Source organism: Georgenia phoenicis (assembly GCF_047302425.1).
Lineage (GTDB): Bacteria > Actinomycetota > Actinomycetes > Actinomycetales > Actinomycetaceae > Oceanitalea.
This window is the reverse complement of record NZ_CP154855.1, coordinates 2,084,679-2,108,081: the sequence shown is the minus strand read 5'-3', so window position 1 is coordinate 2,108,081 and position 23,403 is coordinate 2,084,679. Positions and strand designations below refer to the sequence as shown.

Sequence of the window (23,403 nt, the reverse complement as noted above, 5' to 3'; positions counted from 1 at the left end):
GCAGGCGCTATCGTTCCTCCGGCGTCGACGGTGGCAGGGATGCTCGATTTGTGCTGGAATCCGCCTCATCCTCGGGTGCTGGCGGTGCGAGTTGCTGCCTGGTGAAGGCGTCACTCATTTCATTGATTTCGACCGTCTCTGGCGCTGGGTAATCCAAGCGATCGACAACACGCTTCATCGTCTTGTCTACGCCACCCACGGCCTTGGTGAGGTCCTTGATCGCGCCACGTACATGGTGCAGTGAGCCGTCCGGAGCGTCCCTGGCCTGACGCCACTCTGAGATGTCGATCTGAGTCTCCAGGACAGGCAGCGGACCGTGCGGGCCCTCGCCTTCGACACGCACAGTGCGGACCTGTGGTTCCTCGCTGGACAGGAGGTCGTAGCCAGCACCGAGAGTCCACCGGATTTCCCGTTTCGGCGCGAGCGAGCGGAGTCCGCTGGCGAGCACCCGCTGAACACTCTCGACCTTGTCCGACTGTTGCTGGCCGGCTGGAAGCGGTGGATCGAACGTCACCCTCACGTTGCGTGCGACGGTGGGACCGTTGTTACCCACCACCACGTGCATCACGGTGCCTTGCTGCATATCTGGCTGGATGTCCGCCCACACGTAGGGCTGTAGGGACTCATGAGCGAGATCGCGTTGTAGTTGAGTCTGCTCCCGCGCGGCGGCCACCTGCTCGCGTTGGATCTCCGTCTGGTCGTGCGCCGCCTTCGCCTGCCTAGCGGCCGCCCGCGCTGCCCAGATGGTGAATGGCAGGGCGAAGGCCGAGATGACCAGGGCAACGATTGAGATGGCTACCATGCATTCACCTTTCCATGGTGGTTTGACGGAGGCAGTTGCCGCGACGCACTCTCAGGAACTCGGCACCGGTTCGGCGACGTGTTGGACCGCCGTCGACGAGGGCTCACTCGTCCTTGATCCGCGCCGGACACTAGAGATTCTTCTTCAGCCACTCGTTCAACTCCGACGAGAGTCCATAGGTCGCCCAGGACGCACCTGTGACGGTCACGACAACGACGTCGTCGTTCGCGTCAATGTGCTTCTTGATCCCGTCTCGTAGCTCCTTGGCTGCCAGGGATGTCTTCACGAAGAAGCTGCTCTTGAGGGGCTTCGCCCAGCCCTGGTGCGACTTCAAGTAGTCGATGAGCTTGGTGTAGTCCTGTCCCGTCTTGTTGAGGTCGTAGTTGACCCAGTGAACTGCCATGTCGTCCTCCTGCTGTATCTGAAAATCGGCTCTTCCGGAATGAGGGTGTAGAGGCGGTGTCGGCCGGGCGCCCAGCGCGAAGTGGCGTGTCGGGGGCCGGGTAGGGGTCGAGGTCTTCCGATGATGGGGGTTCCTACGCCAACCCATCGGGAAGACCTCGACGTGTCTGACGCTACCTTCGCTCGCCCTGACCTGACCACGTTCGCACGCCTGGACGAGCTCGGCCTCGAAGTCATCGGGCAGCGGCTCGAGCCGGATCGCGCGGTCCTGGCATGCCGAGTCGTGGAGCCCGATGAGTGGTGCCGGCGCTGCGGCTGCGAGGGCGTCGCGCGTGACACCGTCACCCGTGAGCTCGCGCACGAGCCGCTGGGTTGGCGGCCCACGACGCTGCTGCTCACCGTGCGCCGCTACCGGTGCACCGGGTGCGGACATGTCTGGCGCCAAGACACCGGTGCGGCGGCCGAGCCGCGAGCCAAGCTCTCGCGCCGGGCTCTGCGGTGGGCGCTGGAGGGCATCGTGTGCCAGCACCTGAGCGTGGCCCGCATCGCCGAGGCGTTGGCGGTCTCGTGGGACACCGCCAACGCCGCGGTGCTGGCCGAAGGGCGCCGAGTCCTGATCGAGGACCCGACCCGGTTCGACGGCGTGAGGGCTATCGGTGTCGACGAACACGTGTGGCGCCACACCCGCCGCGGGGACAAGTACGTCACCGTCATCATCGACCTCACCGGCATCCGCGACGGGACCGGCCCCTCCCGGCTGCTCGACATGGTTGAGGGCCGCTCCAAGCAGGCGTTCAAGACTTGGCTCGCCGACCGCCCGCAGGCCTGGCGCGACGGCGTCGAAGTCGTCGCGATGGACGGCTTCACCGGGTTCAAGACGGCGACCGTCGAAGAGCTACCTGAAGCCGTCGCGGTCATGGACCCCTTCCACGTCGTCCGCCTGGCCGGGGACGCTCTGGACCAGTGCCGCCGCCGCGTCCAGCAAGACATCCATGGCCACCGCGGCCGCAAAGGCGACCCGCTCTACGCCGCCCGCCGCACCCTGCACACCGGCGCCGACCTGCTCACCCAGAAGCAGACCACGCGGATCGAGGCGCTGTTCACCGGTGAGGACCACGTCCAAGTAGAGGTCACCTGGGCCGTCTACCAGCGCATGATCTCCGCCTACCGCGAGCCCGACCGGGCCAAAGCACGTGACCTGATGACCCGCCTGATCGACTCCCTGAGCGGCGGTGTCCCGGCGCCCATGACCGAGCTCCGCACCCTCGGCCGCACGCTCAAGCGTCGCGCCGCCGACGTCCTGGCCTACTTCGATCGCCCCGGCACGTCCAACGGCCCCACCGAAGCCATGAACGGACGCCTCGAGCACCTACGCGGGTCCGCCCTCGGCTTCCGCAATCTCACGAACTACATCGCCCGATCACTCCTCGAGGTCGGCGGATTCAGACCTCGACTACACCCTGGATTCGGATGAGCCTGAAAATCCGGTCCTGCTTGCGCGCCCGCTGCGGTGGCTGGTGGCCGGCGACACCGAGGCATCGCCGGCCCAGCGGCTACTTCTCGTTACGGACGCCCTTGTGCTGGTTGGGGCTGCCGTTGAGAATCCGGCCAGTGCCGGTGTCACGCTTGAACCATGTGGTGCCGTGCTTGAACTCGCTGCGGCTCTTCACGGCACCGACGCGGTGTCCTCGTCCGGTGTTCTTGGCCATCTCCTTCACCTCCGTCCCGACAGCCCAGGTCCGCGTCCGCGGGGGCTCTCACTGAGTAGTCGAGATAGGGCTGTGTGGAGTTAGCGTCAGGAACGGCAGTCCACGCAGAGGCCGTCGACAACGAGGTGTGGCTGGAACTGAAGGAAGCACTCGGTGCAGGTCAGTGCGTGCTTGGCATCTCGCTGACAGCGGCAGTCGCCGCAACGAGGACAGAACGGCTGACCACAGTCCGAGCAGGGGTACCCACGGCGCTCGAAACTGGTCCCGCAGCATGACCCCGTGAGCAGGGGGCGGGTGTCGAACTCGCGCTGGATGGGCGCATGAAACTGCTCGACTTCCCAAACGTCTCGGTCGCAGAACACGGCCATGACGCGCTTGTCATCCCCGATGGCGTCGACGTAGAAGTCTGCTTGCATGCCCCAGGGTGTGCGCCAGGACAGGCGCCGAGCCGCAGATGCTCCTGGTGCCAGGCCGAGTAGGGAGTGGCCTTCAGTGAGCTTCTGGTCACGCCAAGGGAAAACCGTCGGCCAACCTTGCTCGGGGTCGGGCTTGACGCTGGCGTGCGTGACGGTGCCGGTGTAGCGGTCGATGATCGCGATGGCCCCCAAGCCGGGCAGGTGCTTGGCGAGAGCGATCGCGCACACCGGCCGGCTGGCCTGGGAGGCGTTATAGAGGTCGATCAGGTGCTGCGCTCTGATCGGTCCGTTAGCGATAACCGCTGTTGCCGCAGACTCGGGCAAGAGCAATCGCTGGGCGATCCGGTCACAGACGGTTTCGAGAAGGCGGCCGGGCTCGTCCTGGTCGGCTATCCAGTCATAGATGTCCGGGGCCCTCTCGGCGAGCCAATGCCCAAGTTCGTGGGCGAGTGTGAAGTTCTCACGCCGACTCGCTGGCGTGGGCGCATACAGGATCACCCCATCTTGGAGGAACGAGACGCCATCACACGCGCCACCGTCGTCACGGGAGCTAGCCAGGTGTTCGACGGCTCTGACAGTCAGCTCAAGGTCGTCGCGGAGGACGCTAACCGGGTCCCCGGCGAAACGGGCTCGAACATCATCCGTCAGCAGGGACAGTGCCTGGTCAACACAACCTTCCAGGTTCATGCGGGTCTCACCCTCGATCGGCTTGCTCGACAGAGACGACAAGGGCGTCAAGCGAGCGCAACAGTTGCTCTGTGTCCGGGTGCTCCCCTCGGTGTACGGTCGCAAGCATCCGGCTTTCGAGCGTCGCAGCAGCCACGGCACGTGACACTCGTCGGGCCTGCGACCAGCGCGCGACGAGCTGTTCAAACAGCGGATGCGCGCGTACAGCGCCTACATGATCGGGCAGAGAAGCCGATGACGGAGCTGAGATCAGGTCGTCTACCCGTGCTCCGAGGATGTCAGCGATTGCCTGTACCACGGCGGGGGGTACGTCTGCCGCTGTACGGGTCTCCCACCTGAAAACGTCGCTCTTGTCGAACTGCCACCCTCGCTCATCCAGCCGTGCGGCGACATCACTGACGCTCAGTTGCGCACGCTTTCTTACGCGAGACAATGCGGCAGAGTCGAGACGACATTCGCTGTCAGGGAGTAGACCCAGCATTGCTGCCACGGGGTCGTCTTCAAGTGCGGGCGCGCCTTGGGCGGCTAGCCAGAGTGCGTCCGCCGTCTCAACGATGCCATCAAGTTCTACGCGCTCTCGGTCGTTCAGCTCGGCGTCACGCAGGATAAGTTCGCGCTCTTGGGGTCGTTCGAGCAGCTCGGCGACAAGCCTGTCGCGTTCGTCATCATTCATCGTTTCCTTCCTCCTTTCTGCGCATTTCCTCTCGAAGGAGCGCTAGCGATCTCGTCACCATCTGGCTCACACGCGCCGGACTCACGTTCATTTCTGCTGCCACCTCAGATCGCGGCCGCCCCAACGCTGCGGTCTCCCACACCGCCTTTCGATGGCGTTCGTCCAATATCGCGAGACAGTCCCACGCATGACCAGCACGCTCTTGTTGGTCGATGGCTTCCGCGACGTCTTCCGCGAGGTCGGAATCATCGGCGCGGTCATGGATGGCTTCGACGAACTCGGGGCCGGCGTGCCGTACCTCTGCTGATCTGATTCGATCCAGTGCCTTTCGCTTCGCCGCGGTCACCAGAAATGCTTCCCAGTTCCGCACATTCTCCGGAGGCGAAGCCATGATGGAGACGATCGCGTCCTGCACCGCGTCTTCCGCCTCAGAGGCGCGACCAGCCTCGCGCAGCACTGAGGCCGCAACCTTGTGCATAGCGTCTCGATGGCGGAGGTAGAGAGCACCGAGGTCTGGCGGCATGTTCGTCATCGCTGCCGCCTCGGCCCCTCGCCCCAGCGCCGGCACCAGCGAGGCTGTCTCATCATCGGCCTCGTCCTCCTCACCTCGTAGTCGAGATAGCACCTGACGCAGTTAGGCCATCCTGGTGCAGACCTGGACCGCCCTCCTGACGATTGTCTCGCTTGCAGTCAGTTCCGTGACGTATCTAGACGTGTCGGATCTTGCGTCCGACCCGGGCAGGGTCGCGTCACAGGCGCCGCTCGGGGGCAGCGTGCTCGACAGGTCGTCGCTCGGCAGCGGTCGGGCGCTGCCGAGCAATCGCACGTGACCGTGCGAGCGCACTTCTTGCGCGGGCGAACTCGATCTTCTGCCCCGTGTCCTCCGGTTCCGGCCCCAGCGGGGTGTCTTCGGTGATGCCGTAGCGATCGCGGTAGGCGGCGATTGTGCGGGCGTGCCGTCGCCACGCCGCTGCCTCGCGTGGGTCGCGGGGCGGCTGGCCGAGTGGTTTGGTCCAGGGCTCGCCGACCTCGCGTGCGGTGTCGAGCACCGCGTCGGCACGGGTCTCGATCAGTTCGCGCCGTTCTTCGAGGGCCTGCCGCATGTCGTCGGTCATCGGGCCGTCCGCGGACGGGATCAGTCCGGCGATGAGCCGTGGCGTCTTGCGGGTGCGGCCCGAGCCCGCCGGGCGTGCGGTGGCGCGGGCGACGCGGTAGTGCAGGACGGAGGCGATGTCGTCGGCGTCGGTGAACCCGCGCGCGGCGACCAGGCGCGGAAACAGGGTGTCGAGGTTGTGGTGGTTGGCCGCTGCGCGGCGCAGTTCGACGGTGAGTGCCCCGAACGCCTCGGACTCGATCGCGGTGTCGGCTTGTTCGGCGGTGAGGCCGGAGGATCGGATGAGGGTGGCCAAGCGGTCTCGTTGGGCTACGGCGGCGATGGTCTCGTACTCGGCGGCGAGTTGGGCGATCGAGCCCCAGTGCTCCTGTTCGGCGGTGATGGTTTCGTGCGCGGACAACTCCGCACCGACGTGCTGGAGCACGCCGAACAGGACCGACCGGCCGGTGGCGTCGGGGTTGTCGCCCGGATGCGGCTCGGCGTGCTCGTCGGCCCGGTCGAGGATTACGTAGGCGCGGTTGGCGTGCTTGCCGCGGGTCATCGCGACGTAGAAGTTCTCCCGAGTGGTGGTCGGCTCCACCAGCACGTGCGCAGTATCGACGGTGACGCCCTGCGCCCGGTGCGCGGTGATCGCGTAGCCCAGATCGACATGCTCGGCCACATAGGTCGCGGGGAGGACGATAGAGCCGCCGAACCGGCGCCCGGTCTTGCGGATCGTGACCGACCCGTCGTCGCGGACGCCGGTGATGGTCCAGGCATCGCCGTTGCGCACCCACGTCTTCCCGGACCGTAGGCGGCGGTCGTTGCGGCGGGTGATGATCGTGTCCCCGACCCCGGCGGTGGTGCCGTCGTTCAGCTCGACCTCCCGGCCCGGCTTCAACGTGCCGTCGAGGATCAGGTCGGCACGGGCGCGCTGGTTGAGGGCGCTTACGTGGTCGCGGGTCTCGGCGACCAGCACCGACACCAACCCGTGCTCCCGGTCGGCGCGCCAGGCGGTGTAGGCGGCGTCGGTCATCGCCTCGGCGTCGCCGTCGCGGATGCGGTCGTGGTCGAGGTAGGTGTCGATCACCTGCGTACGTCCGTGACGGAGGGCGAGGGAGGCGGTCTTCTCCCACTCGTGGGTGAACCGGTGCACGTCGACCAGCTCGGGCGCATCGTCCCGGTCACCGATGAGGAGTCCGAATGCGCCGCCGGCGTCAATGGACTGGAGCTGGGCGAAGTCGCCCACCAGCAGCACCTTCGCCCCGGCCCGTTCGGCCAGATGCGTGATCCGATCCAACGAGAGGGTGCCAGCCAGGGAGGCTTCGTCGATGATGACGAGCTGACCTGCCCGGAAGTCCTCGCCGTGGACGAGATGGTTCTGCCACCACTTCGCGGTGTTCTCCGTCGCGATCCCGAGGTCGTCTGCGAGCACCTGCGCGGCCACCGCGGACGGTGCCAAGCCGACGACGGTCCTCGCGCCGTGTTCGGTCTCCCACGCACGCCGCAACGCCGACATGGCCGTCGTCTTCCCGGCACCCGCCGGGCCGACGAGGACGTCGAGGACGCGGCCGGAGACGGCGATCTTCATGAGCGCGTCGGCCTGATCCTCGCCGAGCATCCGCCCCTCGGCATCAGGACGGGCGGTGATCTTCTCCACCGTGGGGAGCGGGACGGTGGGCGCGCTCAGGTTGCGGGAGCGGTCGAGCAGCCGGTCCTCGGCCGCGAGCAGCAGATCGGAGGAGAACACAGTCGAGTGCTTCGGGCGGAACACGCTCGTGCCATCCACCCGCCGGAATGCGGCCGGGCTGGTGGCGAGGTCGGGCGGCGTCAACCGCAGCGACACAGACTCCGCAGCGTGGGCGATCATCCCCACCACGGCTTCGCGATCTTGCATTGAACCGCCCCGGGTTCCATGGAGGCTCTCAGTCCACGGAGGATGAGAGCTATGAACCGCCCCGGGTTCCATGGAGGCTCTCAGTCCACGGAGGATGAGAGCTATGAGCGCACCGAGGAAGTACCCCGACTAGCTGCGTGAGCGGGCCGTGCGGCTGGTGCTCGAAGCGAAGAAGGATCCCGAGTCACGTGTGGGGGCGTGTCGGCGGGTGGGAGAGCAGCTCGGGATCAACCCCGAGACGCTGCGTGGCTGGGTTGCCCAGGCTGAGGTCGATGCCGGAGACCGGCCGGGCACCACGACCAGTGATGCCCAGCGGTTGGCCGAGCTGGAACGGGAGAATCGCGAGCTGCGGCGGGCGAACGCGATCCTCAAGAGCGCCTCGGCTTTCTTCGCGGCGGAGCTCGACCGCCCACATCGGTGATCGTGAAGTACATCGACGAGCACAAGGAGGAGTTCGGGGTCGAGCCGATCTGCACCCAGTTGCAGGTCGCCCCGAGCACCTACTACGCCGCGAAGAAGCGCTCACCCTCGGCCCGGGCGGTGGCCGACGCCGAGCTCGGTGAGGTCATCAGTGCCGAGCACGCGGCCAACTACGGGGTCTACGGCGCGCGGAAGATGTGGAAGCACCTGAACCGGATCGGCCGGCCGGTGGCGCGCTGCACGGTCGAACGCCTGATGCGTAACGCCGGCCTGCAGGGCGCGGTCCGCGGCAGGACGCGGCGCACCAAGATCCCGGCGAAGGACGGGATACGGGCCGGTGACCTGGTCAACCGCGACTTCACCGCAAGTGCCCGAACCAGCTGTGGGTCGCGGACTTCACCTACGTCGCGACCTGGGCCGGGTTCGTCTACGTCGCGTTCACCATCGACGTGTTCTCCCGGATGATCGTGGGCTGGAAAGCCTCCACCACGATGCGCGCCGACCTGGTCACCGACACGGTGAACATGGCGGCCTGGTCCCGCGGGCGCGCCGGGGTCACCGACCTTGCCGGGCTCATTCACCACGACGACGCCGGCTCGCAGTACACCTCCATCGCCTTCACCGAGCGGCTCGCCGAGCTCGGTGTCCAGCCCTCGATCGGGACCGTGGGTGACGCCTACGACAACGCCCTGGCCGAGTCCACCATCGGCCTGTTCAAGACCGAGCTCATCCGCCGCCGCGGCCCCTGGCGCAACCTCGAGGACGTCGAGATCGCCACCCTGGAGTACGTCGACTGGTTCAACAACAGCCGCCTGCACTCCGAGCTCGGTGACATTCCACCCGCCGAGCACGAGGCCAACCACTACCGTCAGAACCCCGTCACCACGACGGCCGAAACCAGAGAACCGAGTCTCCACTAAACCCGGGGCGGTTCATAACGCCTTCCAACGCCTGCTCATCGCGCTGGGCGTTCACCAGAAGAACGGCAAACCCAACCACCCCCAGACCCAGGGCAAGGTCGAACGCTTCCAACAGACCCTCAAGAAGCACCTCGTCGCGACCGGCCCCGCCCACACCATCGCCGAGCTCCAGCAACGCCTAGACACCTTCGCCGACTACTACAACAACACCCGCCCCCACCGCTCCCTGGGCCGACGCACACCCGCGGCCATCTACGCCGCCACGCCCAAGGCAGTCCCCCTGGGCTCACCCCACGGCCGCGACAACCGCGTCCGCACCGACCGGATCGACACCGCCGGCAAGGTCACCCTGCGCCACAGCGGACACCTCTACAAGATCGGCATCGGCCGCGCCCACGCCCGCACCCCGATCGTGATGGTCATCCAAGACCTCCACATCACCATCGCTGCAGCCGCCACCGGCGAGATCCTCCGCGACCTCACCCTCGACACCACACGCACCTACCAACCCCAAGAAACGACAAGACCCGAACCCCCACACTGAGGATTCGGGCTGTCGCCGATGTCTTGCGACATCACATCTGTCGGGCTGGCGGGATTTGAACCCACGACCCCTTGACCCCCAGTCAAGTGCGCTACCAAGCTGCGCCACAGCCCGTCTGGCTCGCGAACGAACCTAGAGAAGGTTACCCCAGGGGCGGGCCGGAACTGAAACCGCGACAGACCGTTGTGCGCGGCGTCACGTCGGACGGGTCGGGAACGTCGTCAGCGGGACCAAGGGCCGGCGGCCCAACGTCCCGAAAGCCCGCCGTGCCGCGCCCCTACGGTGGTGTGAGCGCCGTCACCCGGCGCACCCCAACCAACCGAAGGAGTCTGACATGGCACGGGTCGCCGGCAAGGTCGCACTGGTCACCGGAGGAGCCCGCGGGCTTGGCGCGGAGGCGGTTCGCCTCCTTGTCGCGGAGGGTGCGAAGGTCCTCGTCACCGACATCCTCGACCAGGACGGTGAGGCGCTGGTCGCCGAGCTCGGCGAGTCCGCCGTCTACCTCCACCACGACGTCACCAGCATCGAGCAGTGGGCGGCGGCCGTCGCCAAGGTCGAGGAGACCTTCGGTGGGCTCGACGTCCTCGTCAACAACGCCGGCATCGCCGACTTCGGCAGCCTCACCGACTTCACCTACGAGCGCTGGGACCGGATCATCGCCATCAACCTCTCCAGCGTCTTCTACGGGATGAAGGCCGCACTCCCGCTCCTCAAGGCGTCGACGAAGAACCCCTCGATCATCAACATCTCCTCGACCGCCGGTCTCCAGGGCTACCCGGACCTCGCCGGGTACGTCGCCTCCAAGTGGGGCGTGCGCGGCATGAGCAAGACGGCAGCCATCGAGCTCGGCCCGGACAACATCCGCGTCAACTCGATCCACCCGGGGATGATCGAGACCCCGATGACCGAGGGCCTCGCCGCCGAGCAGCAGCACGTCGCCATGCACCGCGCCGGCAAGCCCTTCGAGATCGGCTACCTCGTCGTCTACCTCGCCAGCGACGAGTCGACCTTCTGCACCGGCGCGGAGTTCATCGCCGACGGCGGTGAGCTCGCCGGCCTGCCCACGAGCTGACGTAGGCGCAGGGCGCCGTCAGTGAGCGGCGCCCTGCCCCGTCTGCTCGAGCCGCACCTTCTCCGCGACGACGACGCCGAGCCCGAGCAGCGCGATGCCCATGACGGCCGTCGCCTCCCACGGCGCGAGCCGGTAGAGCCCCACGACCGTCACCAGCAGCTGCAGGAGCAGCGCGCGACGCAGCCACTGGAAGGCCTGGTACCTCGCCCTCCCCAGCAACGTCCACGCGCGCACCGCGAACGCGACGACGGCGACCGACGAGCCGGCCGCCAGCCACAGGGCCCAGGCCGGTGCGCCGTCGTCGGCGGCAAGGATGACGACGGCGCCCCCTCCCAGGGCGAGGACGAGCAGCGCCCCGGCCACCGCCGTCGTCCACGAACCGCGCACGACGCCGCGCAGCAGGCCACGGACCTTGCGGGTGGCGAGCTCGAGCGGGTCGGGGAGCTCGCTGTGGTCGTCGGGGACGGCGGCGAGGAGCGCCTCGACCTCCGCCTCCCCACGGCCGCCGCTCCCCTGCCGCAGCAGCTCGCGCGCGACCTCCCGGCGCTGGGGGCTGAGCCCGCCCGCCAACCCGGCGACGGCGTGGTCGGCCGCGGCCGCCAGCTGCTCGCTCGGGTGCGGCGGACGGCGCCCGTGGAGCACGTCGGCGAGGATGACGAGCAGCACCAGCGTGAGGTACATGATCATCGGCGCCGGCTGGAAGAAGTAGTCGTTGTCGTTCGTGAGGAACTTGCCGACCTCGTCGATGAACAGGCCGAAGCCGATGCCGCCGAGGAAGGCGACGAGCGGCCGGATCACCGGCCCGGCGAAGGACAGCGCCAGCACCATGGCCAGCGCCATGAACAGCCCGCCCCACAGGACGTGCGCGACGTGCAGCGTCTCCCCGCCGATCTGGGGGAAGCCGGTGAGCTGGAGGTAGCCACGCGTGACGACGATCGTCACGACCGTCGTGAGGACGAAGCCCAGGACGTGCTCACCGGCGCGCGGGTCCCGCGGCAGCCCCCAGCGCAGGAGGACGTGCCGGCGGGATACCGCGCCGTCGGCCATCAGCGGCGGCGCTTCTCGCGCACGCGCACGCTGATCTCGATCGGCGTGCCGACGAAGCCGAAGGTCTCGCGCAGCTTGCGCTCGATGAAGCGGCGGTAGCCGTGCTCGATGAAGCCGGTCGCGAAGATGACGAAGCGCGGCGGGCGGCTGTCGGCCTGCGTCGCGAAGAGGATGCGCGGCTGCTTGCCCCCGCGCACCGGGTGCGGGTTCGCGGCGGTGAGCTCACCGAGGAAGGAGTTGAGCTTGCCGGTCGAGATGCGCGTGTCCCAGCCGCCCAGGGCGGTGTCCAGCGCCTTGACGAGGCGGTCGACGTGCCAGCGGGTCTTGGCGGAGATGTTGACGCGCGGCGCCCACTGCACCTGGACCAGGTCCTGCTCGACCGCCCGCTCGAGGATGTGGCGCTGCTCGTCGTCCATGAGGTCCCACTTGTTGTAGGCGATGACGAGCGCGCGCCCCGCCTCGATGACCTGCTGGATGACGCGGGTGTCCTGCTCGGTCAGCGGGACCGAGGAGTCGATGAGGACGACGGCGACCTCCGCCTTCTCCAGCGCCGACTGCGTCCGCAGGGAGGCGTAGAAGTCCGCGCCCTTGGTCTGGTGGACGCGGCGGCGGATGCCGGCGGTGTCGACCAGCCACCACGGGCGGTCGCCGAGGACGACGAGCTCGTCGACCGGGTCGCGGGTGGTGCCGGCGGTGGAGTCGACGACGACGCGCTGCTGGCCGGCGATCGCGTTGAGGAGGCTCGACTTGCCGACGTTCGGGCGCCCGACGAGCGCCACGCGACGGGGGCCGCCCTCGGGCAGCGGGTGGGCGACCGCGGAGACCTCCGGGAGCACCGCCATCGCGGCGTCGAGCACGTCACCCGAGCCGCGCCCGTGCAGCGCCGAGACCGGCCACGGCTGGCCCAGGCCCAGCGACCACAGCGCCGCGGCGTCGGCCTCCTGCATCTGCGAGTCGACCTTGTTCGCGACGAGGACGACCGGCTTGCCGGACTTCCGCAGCAGGCGGACCACCTGCTCGTCGGTGCTCGTGGGGCCGACGGTCGCGTCGACGATGAACATGACGGCGTCCGCCATGGAGATGGCGACCTCGGCCTGCTCGGCCACGCGGGCGTTGAGGCCCGCGGCGTCGTGCTCCCAGCCGCCGGTGTCGACGAGCGTGAAGCGCCGCCCGGCCCACTCGGCGGGGTAGCTCACGCGGTCACGGGTGACGCCCGGGACGTCCTGCACCACGGCCTCGCGGCGCCCGAGGACGCGGTTGACGAGCGTCGACTTGCCGACGTTCGGCCGGCCGACGACGGCGAGCACCGGTAGCGGCGCCTCCGGCCCGTCCTGGGCGGGGCTCTCGTCGCCGGCGGCGAGGAGGGCGGCGTCCTCCTCGTCCAGCACGTAGTCGGACAGCCCGGCGCGCAGGGCCGCGGCGCGCTGCTCGTCGTCGGCCGGGGTGGTCGGGAAGTCCTCGGTGTCACTCACGCCGGCCATTGTCGCGTGTCCGGGCGCTCGGACGCTAACGCCGCGCGTGGGACCTTGACCTCAGGTGAGGCCGGCGTCGTGGACGCAGAGGGCGATCTGGACGCGGTTGCTCGCCTCGAGCTTGGTGAACAGCCGCCCGATGTGGGTCTTGACGGTCGCCAGGCCCAGGTAGAGCTCCGCGGCGATCTCCGCGTTGGACAGCCCGCGCCCGATCGCGACGGCCACCTCCCGCTCCCGGTCGGTGAGCCGCGCGACCCGCTCCCGGGCGTGCTTCTCGCGCGAGTCGTCGGGGGTGCGGGTGGCCGCGGTGATGACCTGGGCGGTGACGCTCGGGGAGAGCATCGGCTCACCGCGCGCGACGCGGACGACGGCGTCGACGAGCCGGGCGGGCGGGGTGTCCTTGAGGAGGAAGCCGGCCGCGCCGTGCCGCAGCGCGGTGAGGACCATCTCGTCGGTGTCGAAGGTCGTGAGGACGATGACGCGCGCGCTCGAGCCGCGCTCGGTCAACCTCCGGGTGGCCGCGAGCCCGTCGAGGCCCGGCATGCGGATGTCCATGAGCACGACGTCGGGCCGCTCCCGCTCGACGACGGCGAGCCCCTCGTGCCCGTCCCCCGCCTCGCCGACGAGCTCGACGACGTCGCTCCCGCCGAGCATGAGCCGCAGCCCGGTGCGGACGAGGGCGTCGTCGTCGACCACGACGACCCGCACGCGCGACGCGCTCACTCCCTCTCCTCCCACGGCAGCCAGCATCGCACGGTGAAGGAGCCGCCCGGACCTGCCTCGTGCTCGAGCACTCCCCCGGCCAGCTCCACCCGCTCGGCCAGCCCGACGAGACCGTAGCCGCTCCCGGGCGCGGCCGGCACCGCACGCCCCGGCGTCGGCGGACCGTTGTGCACCTCGATGGTGAGCAGCCCGCCCGGCCCGCCGGCGAGGTGGACGACGACGTCGCTCCCCGGGGCGTGCTTGCACGCGTTGGTCAGCGCCTCCTGGACGACGCGGTAGGCGGTCCGCGAGGGGGTCGCCGGCAGTTCGGCGACCCCGCGCAGGTCCCCACCGGGCAGGCCGCTCGCGTCGAGCGCCGCCTCGACCTGGACGCGCGCGCCGTCGACGAGCTCGCGTACCTGCGCGAGGAGCGGCTGCGGCGGCTCGGCGGGCGCGGCGTCGTCGTGGGCCGGTGCGCCGTGGGCGCGCAGCACGCCCAGCACCTCGCGGAGCTCGGTGAGCGCGAGGTGGGCGTTGTGCTGGATCACGCCGGCGGCCTCGGCGGTCTCCTCCGGGGACAGGTCGGTGCGGTACGCGAGGGCCCCGGCGTGCATGGCGACGAGCGAGATCCGGTGGGCGAGGACGTCGTGCATCTCCCGGGCGATACGGGTGCGCTCGGCCTCCCGGGCGGCATCGGCCTTGGCGGCCTGCTCGCGCTCGGCCGTCTCGGCGCGCTGGCGCAGGGTGGCGAGCAGCTCGCGCCGGGCGCCGACGTAGTAGCCGGTCGCCGCGCAGGTGCCGGCCATGGCGATCGCGAAGGCCCCGGAGAGGGTGGCGAATGCGGCCGGGATGGCGTCGCCGATGATGGCAGGGCGCCAGACCATTTCGTAGAACACCGTCGACCACGCCCAGGTCGCCATCACCGGGACGACCCACTGCCAGCGCCGCCACGTGGACACCGATACCGCCGTCACCGCGGCCGCGCCCAGCGACGCCGCGGACACCATCCCGAACAGGCCGGTGACCACCGCGGTGAGGAGTGGGTGGCGGCGGCGCAGCGCGAGCAGGCACAGCCCGATGACGCCGAGCACGCCGTCGAGGAGGAGCGCGGCGCCCACGCGGCCCGCGACGTCGTCGGAGCCGTCGAGCTCGGCGACCGCGATGAAGTCGACGGAGACGGCGAGCCACAGGACGATGGCGATCCCCGCTGCCGCGAGGTAGCGCCAGATGCGCGACCACGGGCGCAGGGCGGGCGGCCGTCCGGTTGCGGCGCCGTCGTCGTCGCGTCGCGCGCCGGGCGCCACGGGCACGGCGGGAGTGGTGGCCACGGTCTGCATGGGCGCCAGCCTAGGGAACGGGCCTGATCCACCGGTCAGCCGGCGGGCTCACCGTCGTCAGCCGAAAGGTTGACCCGGCCGAGCCGGAGCGCCGATCCTCGGGGCGCCGCCGCCCGGAAGAGTGGTCGCCATGATCACCGCAGAGAACCTCACCCGGCGGTACGGGACCCGCGCCGTCGTCGACGACGTCTCCTTCACCGCCCGGCCCGGCCGCGTCACCGGCTTCCTCGGCCCCAACGGCGCCGGCAAGTCGACCACCATGCGCATGCTCACCTGCCTCACGACCCCGACGTCGGGACGCGCCACGATCCTCGGCTCGCCCTTCCGCGAGCTCACCAACCCGGGCCGGCGGGTCGGGGTGCTGCTCGACGCCTCCGCACAGCACGCCGGCCGCACCGGCCGCGAGATCCTCCACCTGTCTGCCCAGCTCATGGGCCTGCCCGCTGGGCGCGTGGAGGAGGTGCTCGCGACCGTCGGGCTCACGGCCTCCGAGGCCGGCGCGCGGACACGCACCTACTCCCTGGGCATGCGCCAGCGCCTGGGCCTGGCCCACGCGCTGCTCGGCGAACCCGAGGTCCTCATCCTCGACGAGCCCGTCAACGGCCTCGACCCGGCCGGCATCCGCTGGATGCGGGCCCTGCTGCGCGACTTCGCCGACCAGGGCGGCACCGTCCTCCTGTCCTCCCACCTTCTGCGCGAGGTCGAGGCCGTCGCGGACGACCTCGTCATCATCGGCAGCGGCCGCATCCTCGCCCAGGGCAGCGCGGAGGAGCTCCTCGCCACCCCGGGCACGCAGGTGCGCAGCCTCGACGACGACGCCCTCGCCCGCGCCCTCACCGCCGCCGGGCACGAGGTGACCCGCGCCGGGGCCGGTCTGACGACGTCGGCCACGGCGGAGGAGGTCGGACGGACCGCCCTGGCGGCCGCCGTCGTCCTCACCGACCTGCGTCCCACTGACGCCACCGGCCTGGAGGACCTGTTCTTCGACACCACCGCCCAGCACGGGCGAGAGGAGACCGCAGCATGACCACGACCACCGCCCGCCCGCGCCCGACGGCGTCCCGCACCGCTCCCCCGGCCGTCCCCTTCGGCCGGCTCACTCTCGTGGAGCTGCGCAAGCAGCTCGACACCCGCGCCGGCGTGTGGCTGCTCGGCGTGATCGTTCTGCTCAACGCCGGGCTCATCGCCCTCGTCCTGTTCACCGGGGAGCCGGAACTCCGCACCTGGCAGGAGCTCACCATGGCGTCCTCGCTCGCGCAGATGCTGCTGCTGCCGCTCATCGGAATCATGGCAGCGACCGGCGAGTGGTCCCAGCGCACCGCGCTGACGACCTTCACGCTCGAGCCGCGCCGCACCCGGGTCAACGCCGCCAAGATCGTCTCCGCCGTCGCCCTGGGTCTGGCGGTCATGGTCGCGGCGCTGCTGGCCGGTGCCTTCTTCAACGTCATCGGGATGGTCGCCCTCGACGGAAACGGCTCCTGGGCCATGGAGTGGTCGCTGCTCGGCGGGATGCTCCTCTCGCTGCTGCTCCTCATCGGCCAGGGCGTGGCCTTCGGCCTGGCGCTGCTGAGCACGCCGATCGCGATCGTCGCCTACCTCGCGCTGCCGACGGTGTGGACCGTGCTCACCATGCTCGTCTCCGCTCTGCAGGGTCCGGCGGAGTGGCTCAGCCTCGACTCCGCGATGGGCCCCCTCATGGAGGGTGCCATGACGGCGACGGCATGGGCCCAGCTCGGGACGTCGGCTCTCGTGTGGATCGGGGTGCCGCTCGCCGTCGGCCTCTGGCGCACCGCCCGCCGCGACGTGAGCTAGCCCCTCTCCTACGCCGACAGCCGGATTTCGCCAGGCGAAATCCGGCTGTCGGCGAGAGTAGGAGTGGGAGTGGAGGAACGGGTCAGTGAGTGGGCAGGGGGATGCCGGTCTGGCGGACGGCGTCCTCGACGTGGGCGGCCAGGCCCTGGTGGATCTTCTCCATGGCCCGCGTCATGACCTCGCGGTTGCCGCCCTCGCCGCGCTCGGTGTCGACGACGATCGGCTTGCCGAAGACGATGTGGAGGCGCGAGCGTGGCGGCGGCACGTAGCCGACCTTCTTGCCCGCCGGGCGCGTACCGAGGCAGGCGACCGGGACGACCGGCGCGTTGCCGTGGACCGCGAGCCACGCGACGCCCGCGCGCGTGGACTGGACGTTGCCGGTGCCGCGGTTGCCCTCGGGGAAGATCCCGACGACGCGCCCCTCGGCCAGCATCTGCTGCGCGACGACGAGCGCCGCACGTCCGTTCCTCCGGTCCACCGGGATCTGGCCGGCGAGCGTCATGAGGAAGCCGAGCGGGGAGTCCCAGAACTCCTGCTTGATGATGAAGTGCGAGCCGCGCGGCACCGCGCCGTGCAGCAGCGGCCCGTCGATCACCCCGGTGTGGTTGGAGGCGACGACGACCGGCCCGGTCCGCGGGACGTTCTCCGCCCCGTAGACCTTGGTGTTCCACCACACGTGGTCGAGGAACTGGCCCACGCGCCGGGACCAGATCGGACCCCAGCGGTAGATGTCCTCGGGCTTGACCCGGGCGCCGCGGGAGGGCTGGGCGGCCGGTTGTGCGGTGCTCACCGCGCCCCCTCCCGCGCCTGCGCGACGACCCGGCGCACGACGTCGAGCGTCTGGTCGATGTCGAGCGCCGAGGAGTCGATGGTGACGACGCCGTCGGCGGCGGTGAGGAAGGTGGAGACGGTGGAGTCCTGGGCGTCGCGCCCCACGACCTCGTCGCGGGTCGCGGCGATGGCGTGCTCGTCCACGGTGCCGTGGAGCTCGCGGGCGCGCCGGGCCAGGCGGGCGGCCTCGTCGGCGGTGAGGAGGATGCGCACGTCGGCGTCGGGGGCGACGACGGTCGTGATGTCGCGCCCCTCGGCGACGATCCCGCGGCCCTCGCTGTGCCCGCCGGGCTGCCGCTCGGCCGTGATGATCGCGCGCTGCCGCTCGCGCAGCTGGGCGCGGACGTCAAGGTTCGTCGCTACCGCGGAGACCACCGAGGAGATCTCGGAGGTGCGGATCGTCGCGGTGATGTCGACGCCGTCGCACACGATCGTCGGGTCGCCCGGGTCGGTGCCCATGTCTAGCGGCATCGTCTCGACCGCCGCGGACACCGCCGCGGTGTCGGTCAGTTCGACGCCCTGGCGGCGGCACCACCACGTCGCGGCCCGGTACATGGCCCCCGTGTCGAGGTAGGCCAGGCCCTCCGCGGCCGCGAGCCGCCTGCTGATCGTCGACTTGCCCGAGCCCGAGGGCCCGTCGATCGCCACCGTGACCGGTGCGGTCATTCCGCCACCACTCTCCATCCGCGGGTCGTCAGCTCGTGCTCCAGCTCGGCCGCCGCGGCCGGCACCACCGAGAGGTGGGCGATGCCCACCCGGGCGCCGGCCGAGTGCTCGAGCGTGAGGTCCTCGATGTTCACGCCGATCTCGCCGACCTCGCCGAAGAGACGGCCCAGCTCGCCGGGCTCGTCCGGCACGAGCACCTGGACGGTCGAGTAGCGGCGCGGCGCACCGCCGTGCTTGCCCGGGATCCGCCCCACACCGGTGTTGCCGGCCGAGACGACGGCGCTCAGCGCGCCCATCGCCCCGGGGGCCAGCGGGCCCTCCGTCGCGGCGCGGTCCAGGCCGGCGATGAGAGCGTCGAGATCGGCACGTAGCTCGCGCAGGCCCGCGGCGACGGGGCCGGCGTTCCCGACGAGGATCGCGGCCCACAGCCGCGGGTCGGAGCCGGCGATGCGGGTGACGTCCCGCAGGCCCTGGCCCGCGAGAGACAGTGCGGCCTCGGGCGCGTCGACGAGCCGTGACGCGACGAGCGACGCCGCCAGCTGGGGGATGTGGGAGACGAGGGCGACGGCGTCGTCGTGCTCCTGCGGCTCCAGGGCCACGGGCAGGGCGCCGAGGTCGAGGGCCAGGCCGCGCACGGCGGCGGTCGCGGTGGCGGAGGCGGCGTCGTCGGCGGCGATGACCCAGGGACGGCCGGCGAAGAGGTCCGCGTCCGCGGCGGCGGCGCCGGACTGCTCGCGGCCCGCCATCGGGTGCGAGCCGACGTAGCGGGAGCGGGCGCCGTCGTCGCCCCCCTCGGCGACCTCGGCGGCGATGACGGCCTTGACGCTCGCGACGTCGGTGACGACGGCGGCGGGGTGGCGGCGGAGCATGTCGAGGACGACCGGGCCGGCGACGTCCGGCGGGGTGGCGACGACGACGAGCGCGGGCTCGGGGCTCGCGTCGTGGACGGGCTCCCCCGCGCCCATGTCGCGCGCGAGGGCGAGCGCGGAGGGCGAGGCGTCGGCGAGCTGGACCGCGATGCCCTGGCCGCTGAGGCACAGCGCGATGCTGGTGCCGAGGAGCCCGGTGCCGACGACCTTGACGGGGCCCGTCGTCAGGGGTGCCGCCTGGCTCGTCACGCTCCTGCTTCCTCCCTGCTCGCGGGCCGCCCGGCGCGGCGCCCGGGACAGACTACCGCCCGGCTCACAGGCCGACGCTCGACATCAGCGTGCCGAGCTCGGTGCCGCTGATCACCCGGGTGTGGCCCGGCTTGAGCTGGCCCAGACGCACCGTGCCGAAGCGGGTGCGCACGAGGCGGGTCACCGGGTGGCCGACGTGCTCGAGCATGCGGCGCACGATCCGGTTGCGGCCCTCGTGGAGCTCGATCTCGACGACGGACGCGCGCGGCGTCGTCTCGAGCACGGTGAAGCGGTCGGCGCGGGCGGGGCCGTCCTCGAGCTCGATGCCCTCGCGCAGGCGGCGGCTCAGGGCGCGCGGGACCTCGCCCTCGACGGTGGCGACGTAGGTCTTGGCGACCTCGTAGGAGGGGTGCGCGAGGCGGTGGGCCAGCTCGCCGTCGTTGGTGAGGAGGATGAGCCCCTCGGTCTGCTCGTCGAGGCGTCCGACGTGGAAGAGCCGCTCGGCGCGGTCGGCGACGTGCTGCGACAGGTCCGGGCGGCCCTGCTCGTCCTTCATCGAGGAGACGACGCCGGCGGGCTTGTGGAGCGCGAGCGTCACCTTCGTCTCGTCGAGCTGGAGGCGGATCCCGTCGACGTGGATGACGGCGGTCGCCGGGTCCACGCGGGTGCCGAGCTCCTCGACCCGCTGCCCGTCGACCGTCACGCGGCCGTCGGCGATGAGGTTCTCGCAGGCGCGGCGGGAGCCGAAGCCCGCAGCGGCGAGAACCTTCTGCAGGCGGGTGCCTCCGGGCTGGTGCACGTCGGTCATCGCAGGTCTCCCTCCAGGTCGTCCAGGGTGTCGAGGTCGGGCAGGTAGGGGGCGAGCGGGGGCAGGTCTGCCAGCGAGCCCAGCCCCATCCGCTCGAGGAAGTAGGAGGTGGTCCGGTAGAGGACCGCTCCGCCGTCGTCGTCGTGGCCGGCCTCCTCGATGAGCCCGCGGGCGAGGAGGGTGCGGACGACGCCGTCGACATTGACGCCACGGATCGCGGCCACCCGCCCGCGCGAGACGGGCTGGCGGTAGGCGATGACGGCGAGGGTCTCGAGGGAGGCCTGGGTGAGGCGCGCGGTCTGGCCGTCGACGACGAAGCGGCCGACGACGTCGGCGTACGCGGGTGCGGAGTAGACGCGCCAGCCGCCGGCGACCTCGCGCAGCTCGAAGCCGCGCGGGCGCCCGCCTCGCGCCCCCGCGTAGTCCGCGGCGAGCTCGGTGAGCAGCTCGACGACCTGGCCGGTGGGCAGGCCGAGGACGCCGGCGAGCTGGGCTGCGGGGACTGGCTCGTCGACGACCATGAGGATCGCCTCGAGGGCGGCCAGGTGCTCGCGGGGCATGACGTCGTCGGGCACCGCCTCGTAACGGGGTGCCTCCTGCTCGGCGGCCTCAGTCATCCGTGGGTTCCTCGTCCTCGTTCTCAGCGTCGTAGTCGTCGGCGACGGCGACGTCGCCCTCCTCGCTGCCCGACCACCGTACGGTGAGCTCGCCCAGCGGCTGGGCCTGGTCGAAGGCGATGGCGCCCTCGCGGAAGAGCTCGAGCAGCGCGAGGAACCGGGAGACGACGACGGCGGTCGACTCGGCGTCGGCGGTGAGCGCCCGGAAGGTGGCGGTGCGCTGGCGGCGCAGGCGGTCGACGATGAGGGCGGCCTGCTCGCGCACGGGCACGACCGGCGCGTGGAGGTGGCCGAGGTCGACCTGCGGCGGGCCGGGGCGCGGGGCGAAGGCCGCGGCGGCGAGCTGGGCGAGGCGCTCGGGGCCGACGCGGATGACGAGCTCGGGCAGCAGGGCCGCGAAGTGCGGCTCCAGGGCCACCGAGCGCGGGTAGGAGCGGGTGCCCACGGCCCAGCGGCGCTCGAGGTCGCCGGCGACCTCCTTGTAGGCGCGGTACTGGAGGAGCCGGGCGAAGAGGAGGTCGCGGGCCTCGAGGAGCTCGAGGTCCTCCTCGTCCTCGACGCTGCCGCGCGGCAGGAGGCGGGCGGCCTTGAGGTCGAGGAGCGTGGCGGCGACGACGAGGAACTCGCTCGCCTGCCCGAGGTCCCACTCCGCCTGGTCGGCGAGGTGGGCGATGAACTCGTCGGTGACCTTCGCCAGCGCGACCTCGGTGATGTCGAGCTTGTGCTTGGCGATGAGCGAGAGCAGGAGGTCGAAGGGGCCGGAGAAGTTCTCCAGCGTCACCGCGAAGGCGGTGCGGTCGGGCGCGGCGCCGGCGGCCGCTGGCTGCGGGGTGGGGGGTGCGGCCGCGGCCGCGTCAGGCGACGTCACCGCGGGCGACGAGCTCACGGGCCAGGCGCCGGTAGGCGTGCGCACCGGCGTGGTTGGGTGCGTAGCTCGTGATCGGCTCGGTGGCGATGGTGGCGTCGGGGAACTTGATGGTGCGGGCGATGAGCGTGTCGAAGACGCGGTCGCCGAAGCCCTCACGGACCCGCTCGAGGACCTCGCGGGCGTGGAGGGTGCGGCCGTCGTACATGGTCACGAGGATGCCGTCGAGCTGGAGGCGCGGGTTGATCCGCTCGCTCACCTTGTCGATGGTCTCCATGAGGAGGGCGACGCCGCGCAGGGCGAAGAACTCGGCCTCGAGCGGGATCATCACCCCGTGCGCCGCGGTGAGGGCGTTGACGGTGAGCAGGCCCAGCGAGGGCTGGCAGTCGACGAGGATGAGGTCGTAGTCGTCCAGGACGGGGCGCAGCACGCGGGTGAGGGCCTGCTCCCGGGCCACCTCGGTGACGAGCTGGACCTCGGCGGCGGACAGGTCGATGTTCGCCGGGACGATGTCGAGGTTCTCGACCGCCGTCTCGTGGATGATCTCCCGCACGTCCGAGCGCGGCTCCATGAGGACGGAGTAGATCGTGCGGTCGAGCTCGTTGGCGTTGACGCCGAGGCCCGCGGAGGCGGCGCCCTGCGGGTCGAAGTCGACGATGAGGACGCGGCGCCCGTACTCGGCCAGCGCGGCGCCGAGGTTGATCGTCGTCGTCGTCTTGCCGACCCCGCCCTTCTGGTTGCACATCGCGATGATGCGCGCCGGGCCGTGGGCGTCGAGCGGCGCCGGCTCGGGGAAGTCGGCGACCTGCCCGTCGCCGGAGGCGTCGATCAGGGTCGGCTGGTGTGCGTCGCTCACCCCTCCACGTTAGTTCGCCGACACCGTCCGAAGCGAGCGGCACGCGGAAGCACCCCCCCACTTCCCGCCGACGCACCCCTCCTCCCCCGCCGACAGCACACTTACCGCCGACAGCACACTTACCGCCGACAGCACACTTACCGCCGACAGCCGGAGTCTCCGCGACGTCGCCCCCATCCTCGCCGACAGCCGGAGTCTCCGTGAGCAGGAGCTCGTCGGCGGACGTCGGCTGCCGGTTCAGTGACGGGCCGGGAGGTCAGGCGCGGTGGCGGCCGGTGGGCTCGTCCGGACCGGGCTGCTCCGCCCCGGCGGCGGTCGTCCCCGTGCCGTGCCCGCTGCCGCCGGCGTTGCCGACCGCGTTGACGCCGTCCGTCCCGCCCGTGCCGTGGGTGGTGGTGCTCGTGGGGCCCGTCGCGGTGGTGCCGGTGCGGTCGTCGGTGCCGATCCGCTCGTCGGCGGCGTCCCGGCCACGCTGGATCTTGTCGGCGTGCTTGCCTCCGGTCACCTTGTTCGCGAGGTTCGCCGCGCCGTCGAGCACCCGGTCGCTCGTCTGCTCGCCCTTGTCGCTGCTCAGGGCGTCCTTGGCCTTCTTGGCCATGTCACCAAGTCCCATGAGTCCTCCTCGGTCGGGGTGCAG

General features: G+C 70.8%; 24 protein-coding genes, 1 tRNA gene, 1 pseudogene and 1 other annotated feature. Of the genes and pseudogenes, 6 read left to right on the top strand and 20 right to left on the bottom strand.

All coding sequences use genetic code 11. From position 1 onward, the window contains the following. Positions 1 to 7: 7 nt before the first annotated feature. Together AA0005_RS09910 and AA0005_RS09905 are read right to left on the bottom strand one after the other, a co-directional pair. Complete coding sequence (locus AA0005_RS09910) at positions 8 to 802, bottom strand: hypothetical protein (RefSeq protein ID WP_413450003.1); 795 nt, start codon at positions 800 to 802, stop codon at positions 8 to 10. A gap of 130 nt (positions 803 to 932) precedes the next feature. Continuing rightward, the gene (locus tag AA0005_RS09905; protein ID WP_413450002.1) at positions 933 to 1,205 is read right to left on the bottom strand and encodes a hypothetical protein; all 273 of its coding nucleotides are present in this window, start codon (positions 1,203 to 1,205) and stop codon (positions 933 to 935) included. Between the two features lie 162 nt (positions 1,206 to 1,367). Between AA0005_RS09905 and AA0005_RS09900 the strand changes: the two genes are divergently transcribed. After that, the gene (locus AA0005_RS09900) at positions 1,368 to 2,678 is read left to right on the top strand and encodes an ISL3 family transposase (RefSeq protein WP_110854004.1); all 1,311 of its coding nucleotides are present in this window, start codon (positions 1,368 to 1,370) and stop codon (positions 2,676 to 2,678) included. 79 nt (positions 2,679 to 2,757) lie between these two features. On the opposite strand, the gene AA0005_RS09895 is transcribed toward AA0005_RS09900, so the two are convergent. The 5 genes from AA0005_RS09895 to AA0005_RS09875 all read right to left on the bottom strand — a co-directional run bounded on the left by AA0005_RS09895 (position 2,758) and on the right by AA0005_RS09875 (position 7,658). Next, positions 2,758 to 2,913 carry a hypothetical protein gene (locus AA0005_RS09895; RefSeq protein ID WP_363678164.1) on the bottom strand — a complete coding sequence of 52 codons (156 nt, stop codon included), beginning with the start codon at positions 2,911 to 2,913 and terminating at the stop codon, positions 2,758 to 2,760. Between the two features lie 86 nt (positions 2,914 to 2,999). Further along, complete coding sequence (locus AA0005_RS09890; RefSeq protein ID WP_413450001.1) at positions 3,000 to 4,016, bottom strand: ImmA/IrrE family metallo-endopeptidase; 1,017 nt, start codon at positions 4,014 to 4,016, stop codon at positions 3,000 to 3,002. A 7-nt stretch (positions 4,017 to 4,023) separates the two neighbouring features. After that, complete coding sequence (locus AA0005_RS09885) at positions 4,024 to 4,689, bottom strand: hypothetical protein (protein ID WP_413450000.1); 666 nt, start codon at positions 4,687 to 4,689, stop codon at positions 4,024 to 4,026. Then, a complete protein-coding gene (locus tag AA0005_RS09880) occupies positions 4,682 to 5,221 on the bottom strand; it encodes a sigma-70 family RNA polymerase sigma factor (protein WP_413449999.1) in 540 nt (179 codons plus the stop codon). Before AA0005_RS09880 ends, AA0005_RS09885 begins: the two co-directional genes overlap by 8 nt. 217 nt (positions 5,222 to 5,438) lie before the next feature. Continuing rightward, positions 5,439 to 7,658 carry an ATP-dependent DNA helicase gene (locus AA0005_RS09875; RefSeq protein WP_413453084.1) on the bottom strand — a complete coding sequence of 740 codons (2,220 nt, stop codon included), beginning with the start codon at positions 7,656 to 7,658 and terminating at the stop codon, positions 5,439 to 5,441. A 154-nt stretch (positions 7,659 to 7,812) separates the two neighbouring features. Between AA0005_RS09875 and AA0005_RS09870 the strand changes: the two are divergent. Together AA0005_RS09870 and AA0005_RS09865 are read left to right on the top strand one after the other, a co-directional pair. Beyond that, positions 7,813 to 9,019: pseudogene (locus AA0005_RS09870) on the top strand (IS3 family transposase). Further along, positions 8,061 to 8,174, top strand: a sequence feature (AL1L pseudoknot). It overlaps the preceding pseudogene by 114 nt. Further along, positions 8,928 to 9,563: an integrase core domain-containing protein gene (locus tag AA0005_RS09865; protein ID WP_413449998.1), complete on the top strand. Its 636-nt coding sequence runs from the start codon at positions 8,928 to 8,930 to the stop codon at positions 9,561 to 9,563. Before AA0005_RS09870 ends, AA0005_RS09865 begins: the two are co-directional and overlap by 92 nt. A gap of 40 nt (positions 9,564 to 9,603) precedes the next feature. Here the strand turns inward: AA0005_RS09865 and AA0005_RS09860 are convergent. Beyond that, a tRNA-Pro gene (locus tag AA0005_RS09860) sits at positions 9,604 to 9,677 on the bottom strand. Positions 9,678 to 9,897: 220 nt separating this feature from the next. Between AA0005_RS09860 and AA0005_RS09855 the strand changes: the two genes are divergently transcribed. After that, entirely contained in the window at positions 9,898 to 10,635 is a 738-nt protein-coding gene (locus tag AA0005_RS09855) for a glucose 1-dehydrogenase (protein ID WP_413449997.1), read from the top strand. Between the two features lie 18 nt (positions 10,636 to 10,653). Here the strand turns inward: AA0005_RS09855 and AA0005_RS09850 are convergent, their stop codons facing one another. From AA0005_RS09850 to AA0005_RS09835, 4 genes are read right to left on the bottom strand one after another with little or no spacing between them, the layout of a single operon-like run. After that, entirely contained in the window at positions 10,654 to 11,682 is a 1,029-nt protein-coding gene (locus AA0005_RS09850) for a hypothetical protein (protein WP_413449996.1), read from the bottom strand. Then, entirely contained in the window at positions 11,682 to 13,163 is a 1,482-nt protein-coding gene (der, locus tag AA0005_RS09845; protein WP_413449995.1) for a ribosome biogenesis GTPase Der, read from the bottom strand. The genes AA0005_RS09850 and der overlap by 1 nt, the downstream gene beginning before the upstream one ends. Before the next feature lie 51 nt (positions 13,164 to 13,214). Continuing rightward, positions 13,215 to 13,904, bottom strand: coding sequence for a response regulator (locus tag AA0005_RS09840; protein WP_413449994.1), 690 nt, complete (start codon positions 13,902 to 13,904; stop codon positions 13,215 to 13,217). Further along, complete coding sequence (locus tag AA0005_RS09835) at positions 13,874 to 15,193, bottom strand: sensor histidine kinase (protein WP_413449993.1); 1,320 nt, start codon at positions 15,191 to 15,193, stop codon at positions 13,874 to 13,876. The genes AA0005_RS09840 and AA0005_RS09835 overlap by 31 nt, the downstream gene beginning before the upstream one ends. 130 nt (positions 15,194 to 15,323) lie before the next feature. Between AA0005_RS09835 and AA0005_RS09830 the strand changes: the two genes are divergently transcribed. Continuing rightward, positions 15,324 to 16,220: an ABC transporter ATP-binding protein gene (locus AA0005_RS09830; RefSeq protein WP_413449992.1), complete on the top strand. Its 897-nt coding sequence runs from the start codon at positions 15,324 to 15,326 to the stop codon at positions 16,218 to 16,220. Then, the gene (locus AA0005_RS09825) at positions 16,217 to 17,005 is read left to right on the top strand and encodes an ABC transporter permease (RefSeq protein ID WP_413449991.1); all 789 of its coding nucleotides are present in this window, start codon (positions 16,217 to 16,219) and stop codon (positions 17,003 to 17,005) included. Before AA0005_RS09830 ends, AA0005_RS09825 begins: the two co-directional genes overlap by 4 nt. Positions 17,006 to 17,087: 82 nt before the next feature. Here the strand turns inward: AA0005_RS09825 and AA0005_RS09820 are convergent, their stop codons facing one another. The 8 genes from AA0005_RS09820 to AA0005_RS09785 all read right to left on the bottom strand — a co-directional run bounded on the left by AA0005_RS09820 (position 17,088) and on the right by AA0005_RS09785 (position 23,379). Beyond that, on the bottom strand, positions 17,088 to 17,795 hold the full coding sequence (locus tag AA0005_RS09820) for a lysophospholipid acyltransferase family protein (RefSeq protein ID WP_413449990.1): 708 nt from the start codon (positions 17,793 to 17,795) through the stop codon (positions 17,088 to 17,090). Further along, positions 17,792 to 18,502 carry a (d)CMP kinase gene (gene cmk, locus AA0005_RS09815; RefSeq protein WP_413449989.1) on the bottom strand — a complete coding sequence of 237 codons (711 nt, stop codon included), beginning with the start codon at positions 18,500 to 18,502 and terminating at the stop codon, positions 17,792 to 17,794. Before cmk ends, AA0005_RS09820 begins: the two co-directional genes overlap by 4 nt. Further along, positions 18,499 to 19,620, bottom strand: coding sequence for a prephenate dehydrogenase (locus tag AA0005_RS09810; protein WP_413449988.1), 1,122 nt, complete (start codon positions 19,618 to 19,620; stop codon positions 18,499 to 18,501). Before AA0005_RS09810 ends, cmk begins: the two co-directional genes overlap by 4 nt. A gap of 64 nt (positions 19,621 to 19,684) precedes the next feature. Next, positions 19,685 to 20,428 (bottom strand): pseudouridine synthase, encoded by a 744-nt coding sequence (locus AA0005_RS09805; RefSeq protein WP_413449987.1) that lies wholly within the window; start codon positions 20,426 to 20,428, stop codon positions 19,685 to 19,687. Further along, the gene (scpB, locus tag AA0005_RS09800) at positions 20,425 to 21,045 is read right to left on the bottom strand and encodes an SMC-Scp complex subunit ScpB (RefSeq protein WP_413449986.1); all 621 of its coding nucleotides are present in this window, start codon (positions 21,043 to 21,045) and stop codon (positions 20,425 to 20,427) included. The genes AA0005_RS09805 and scpB overlap by 4 nt, the downstream gene beginning before the upstream one ends. Continuing rightward, positions 21,038 to 21,913: a segregation and condensation protein A gene (locus AA0005_RS09795; RefSeq protein ID WP_413449985.1), complete on the bottom strand. Its 876-nt coding sequence runs from the start codon at positions 21,911 to 21,913 to the stop codon at positions 21,038 to 21,040. The genes scpB and AA0005_RS09795 overlap by 8 nt, the downstream gene beginning before the upstream one ends. Further along, positions 21,900 to 22,766, bottom strand: coding sequence for a ParA family protein (locus tag AA0005_RS09790; protein ID WP_413449984.1), 867 nt, complete (start codon positions 22,764 to 22,766; stop codon positions 21,900 to 21,902). Before AA0005_RS09790 ends, AA0005_RS09795 begins: the two co-directional genes overlap by 14 nt. A 256-nt stretch (positions 22,767 to 23,022) precedes the next feature. Then, positions 23,023 to 23,379 (bottom strand): antitoxin, encoded by a 357-nt coding sequence (locus AA0005_RS09785; protein WP_413449983.1) that lies wholly within the window; start codon positions 23,377 to 23,379, stop codon positions 23,023 to 23,025. Between the last annotated feature and the right edge of the window lie 24 nt (positions 23,380 to 23,403).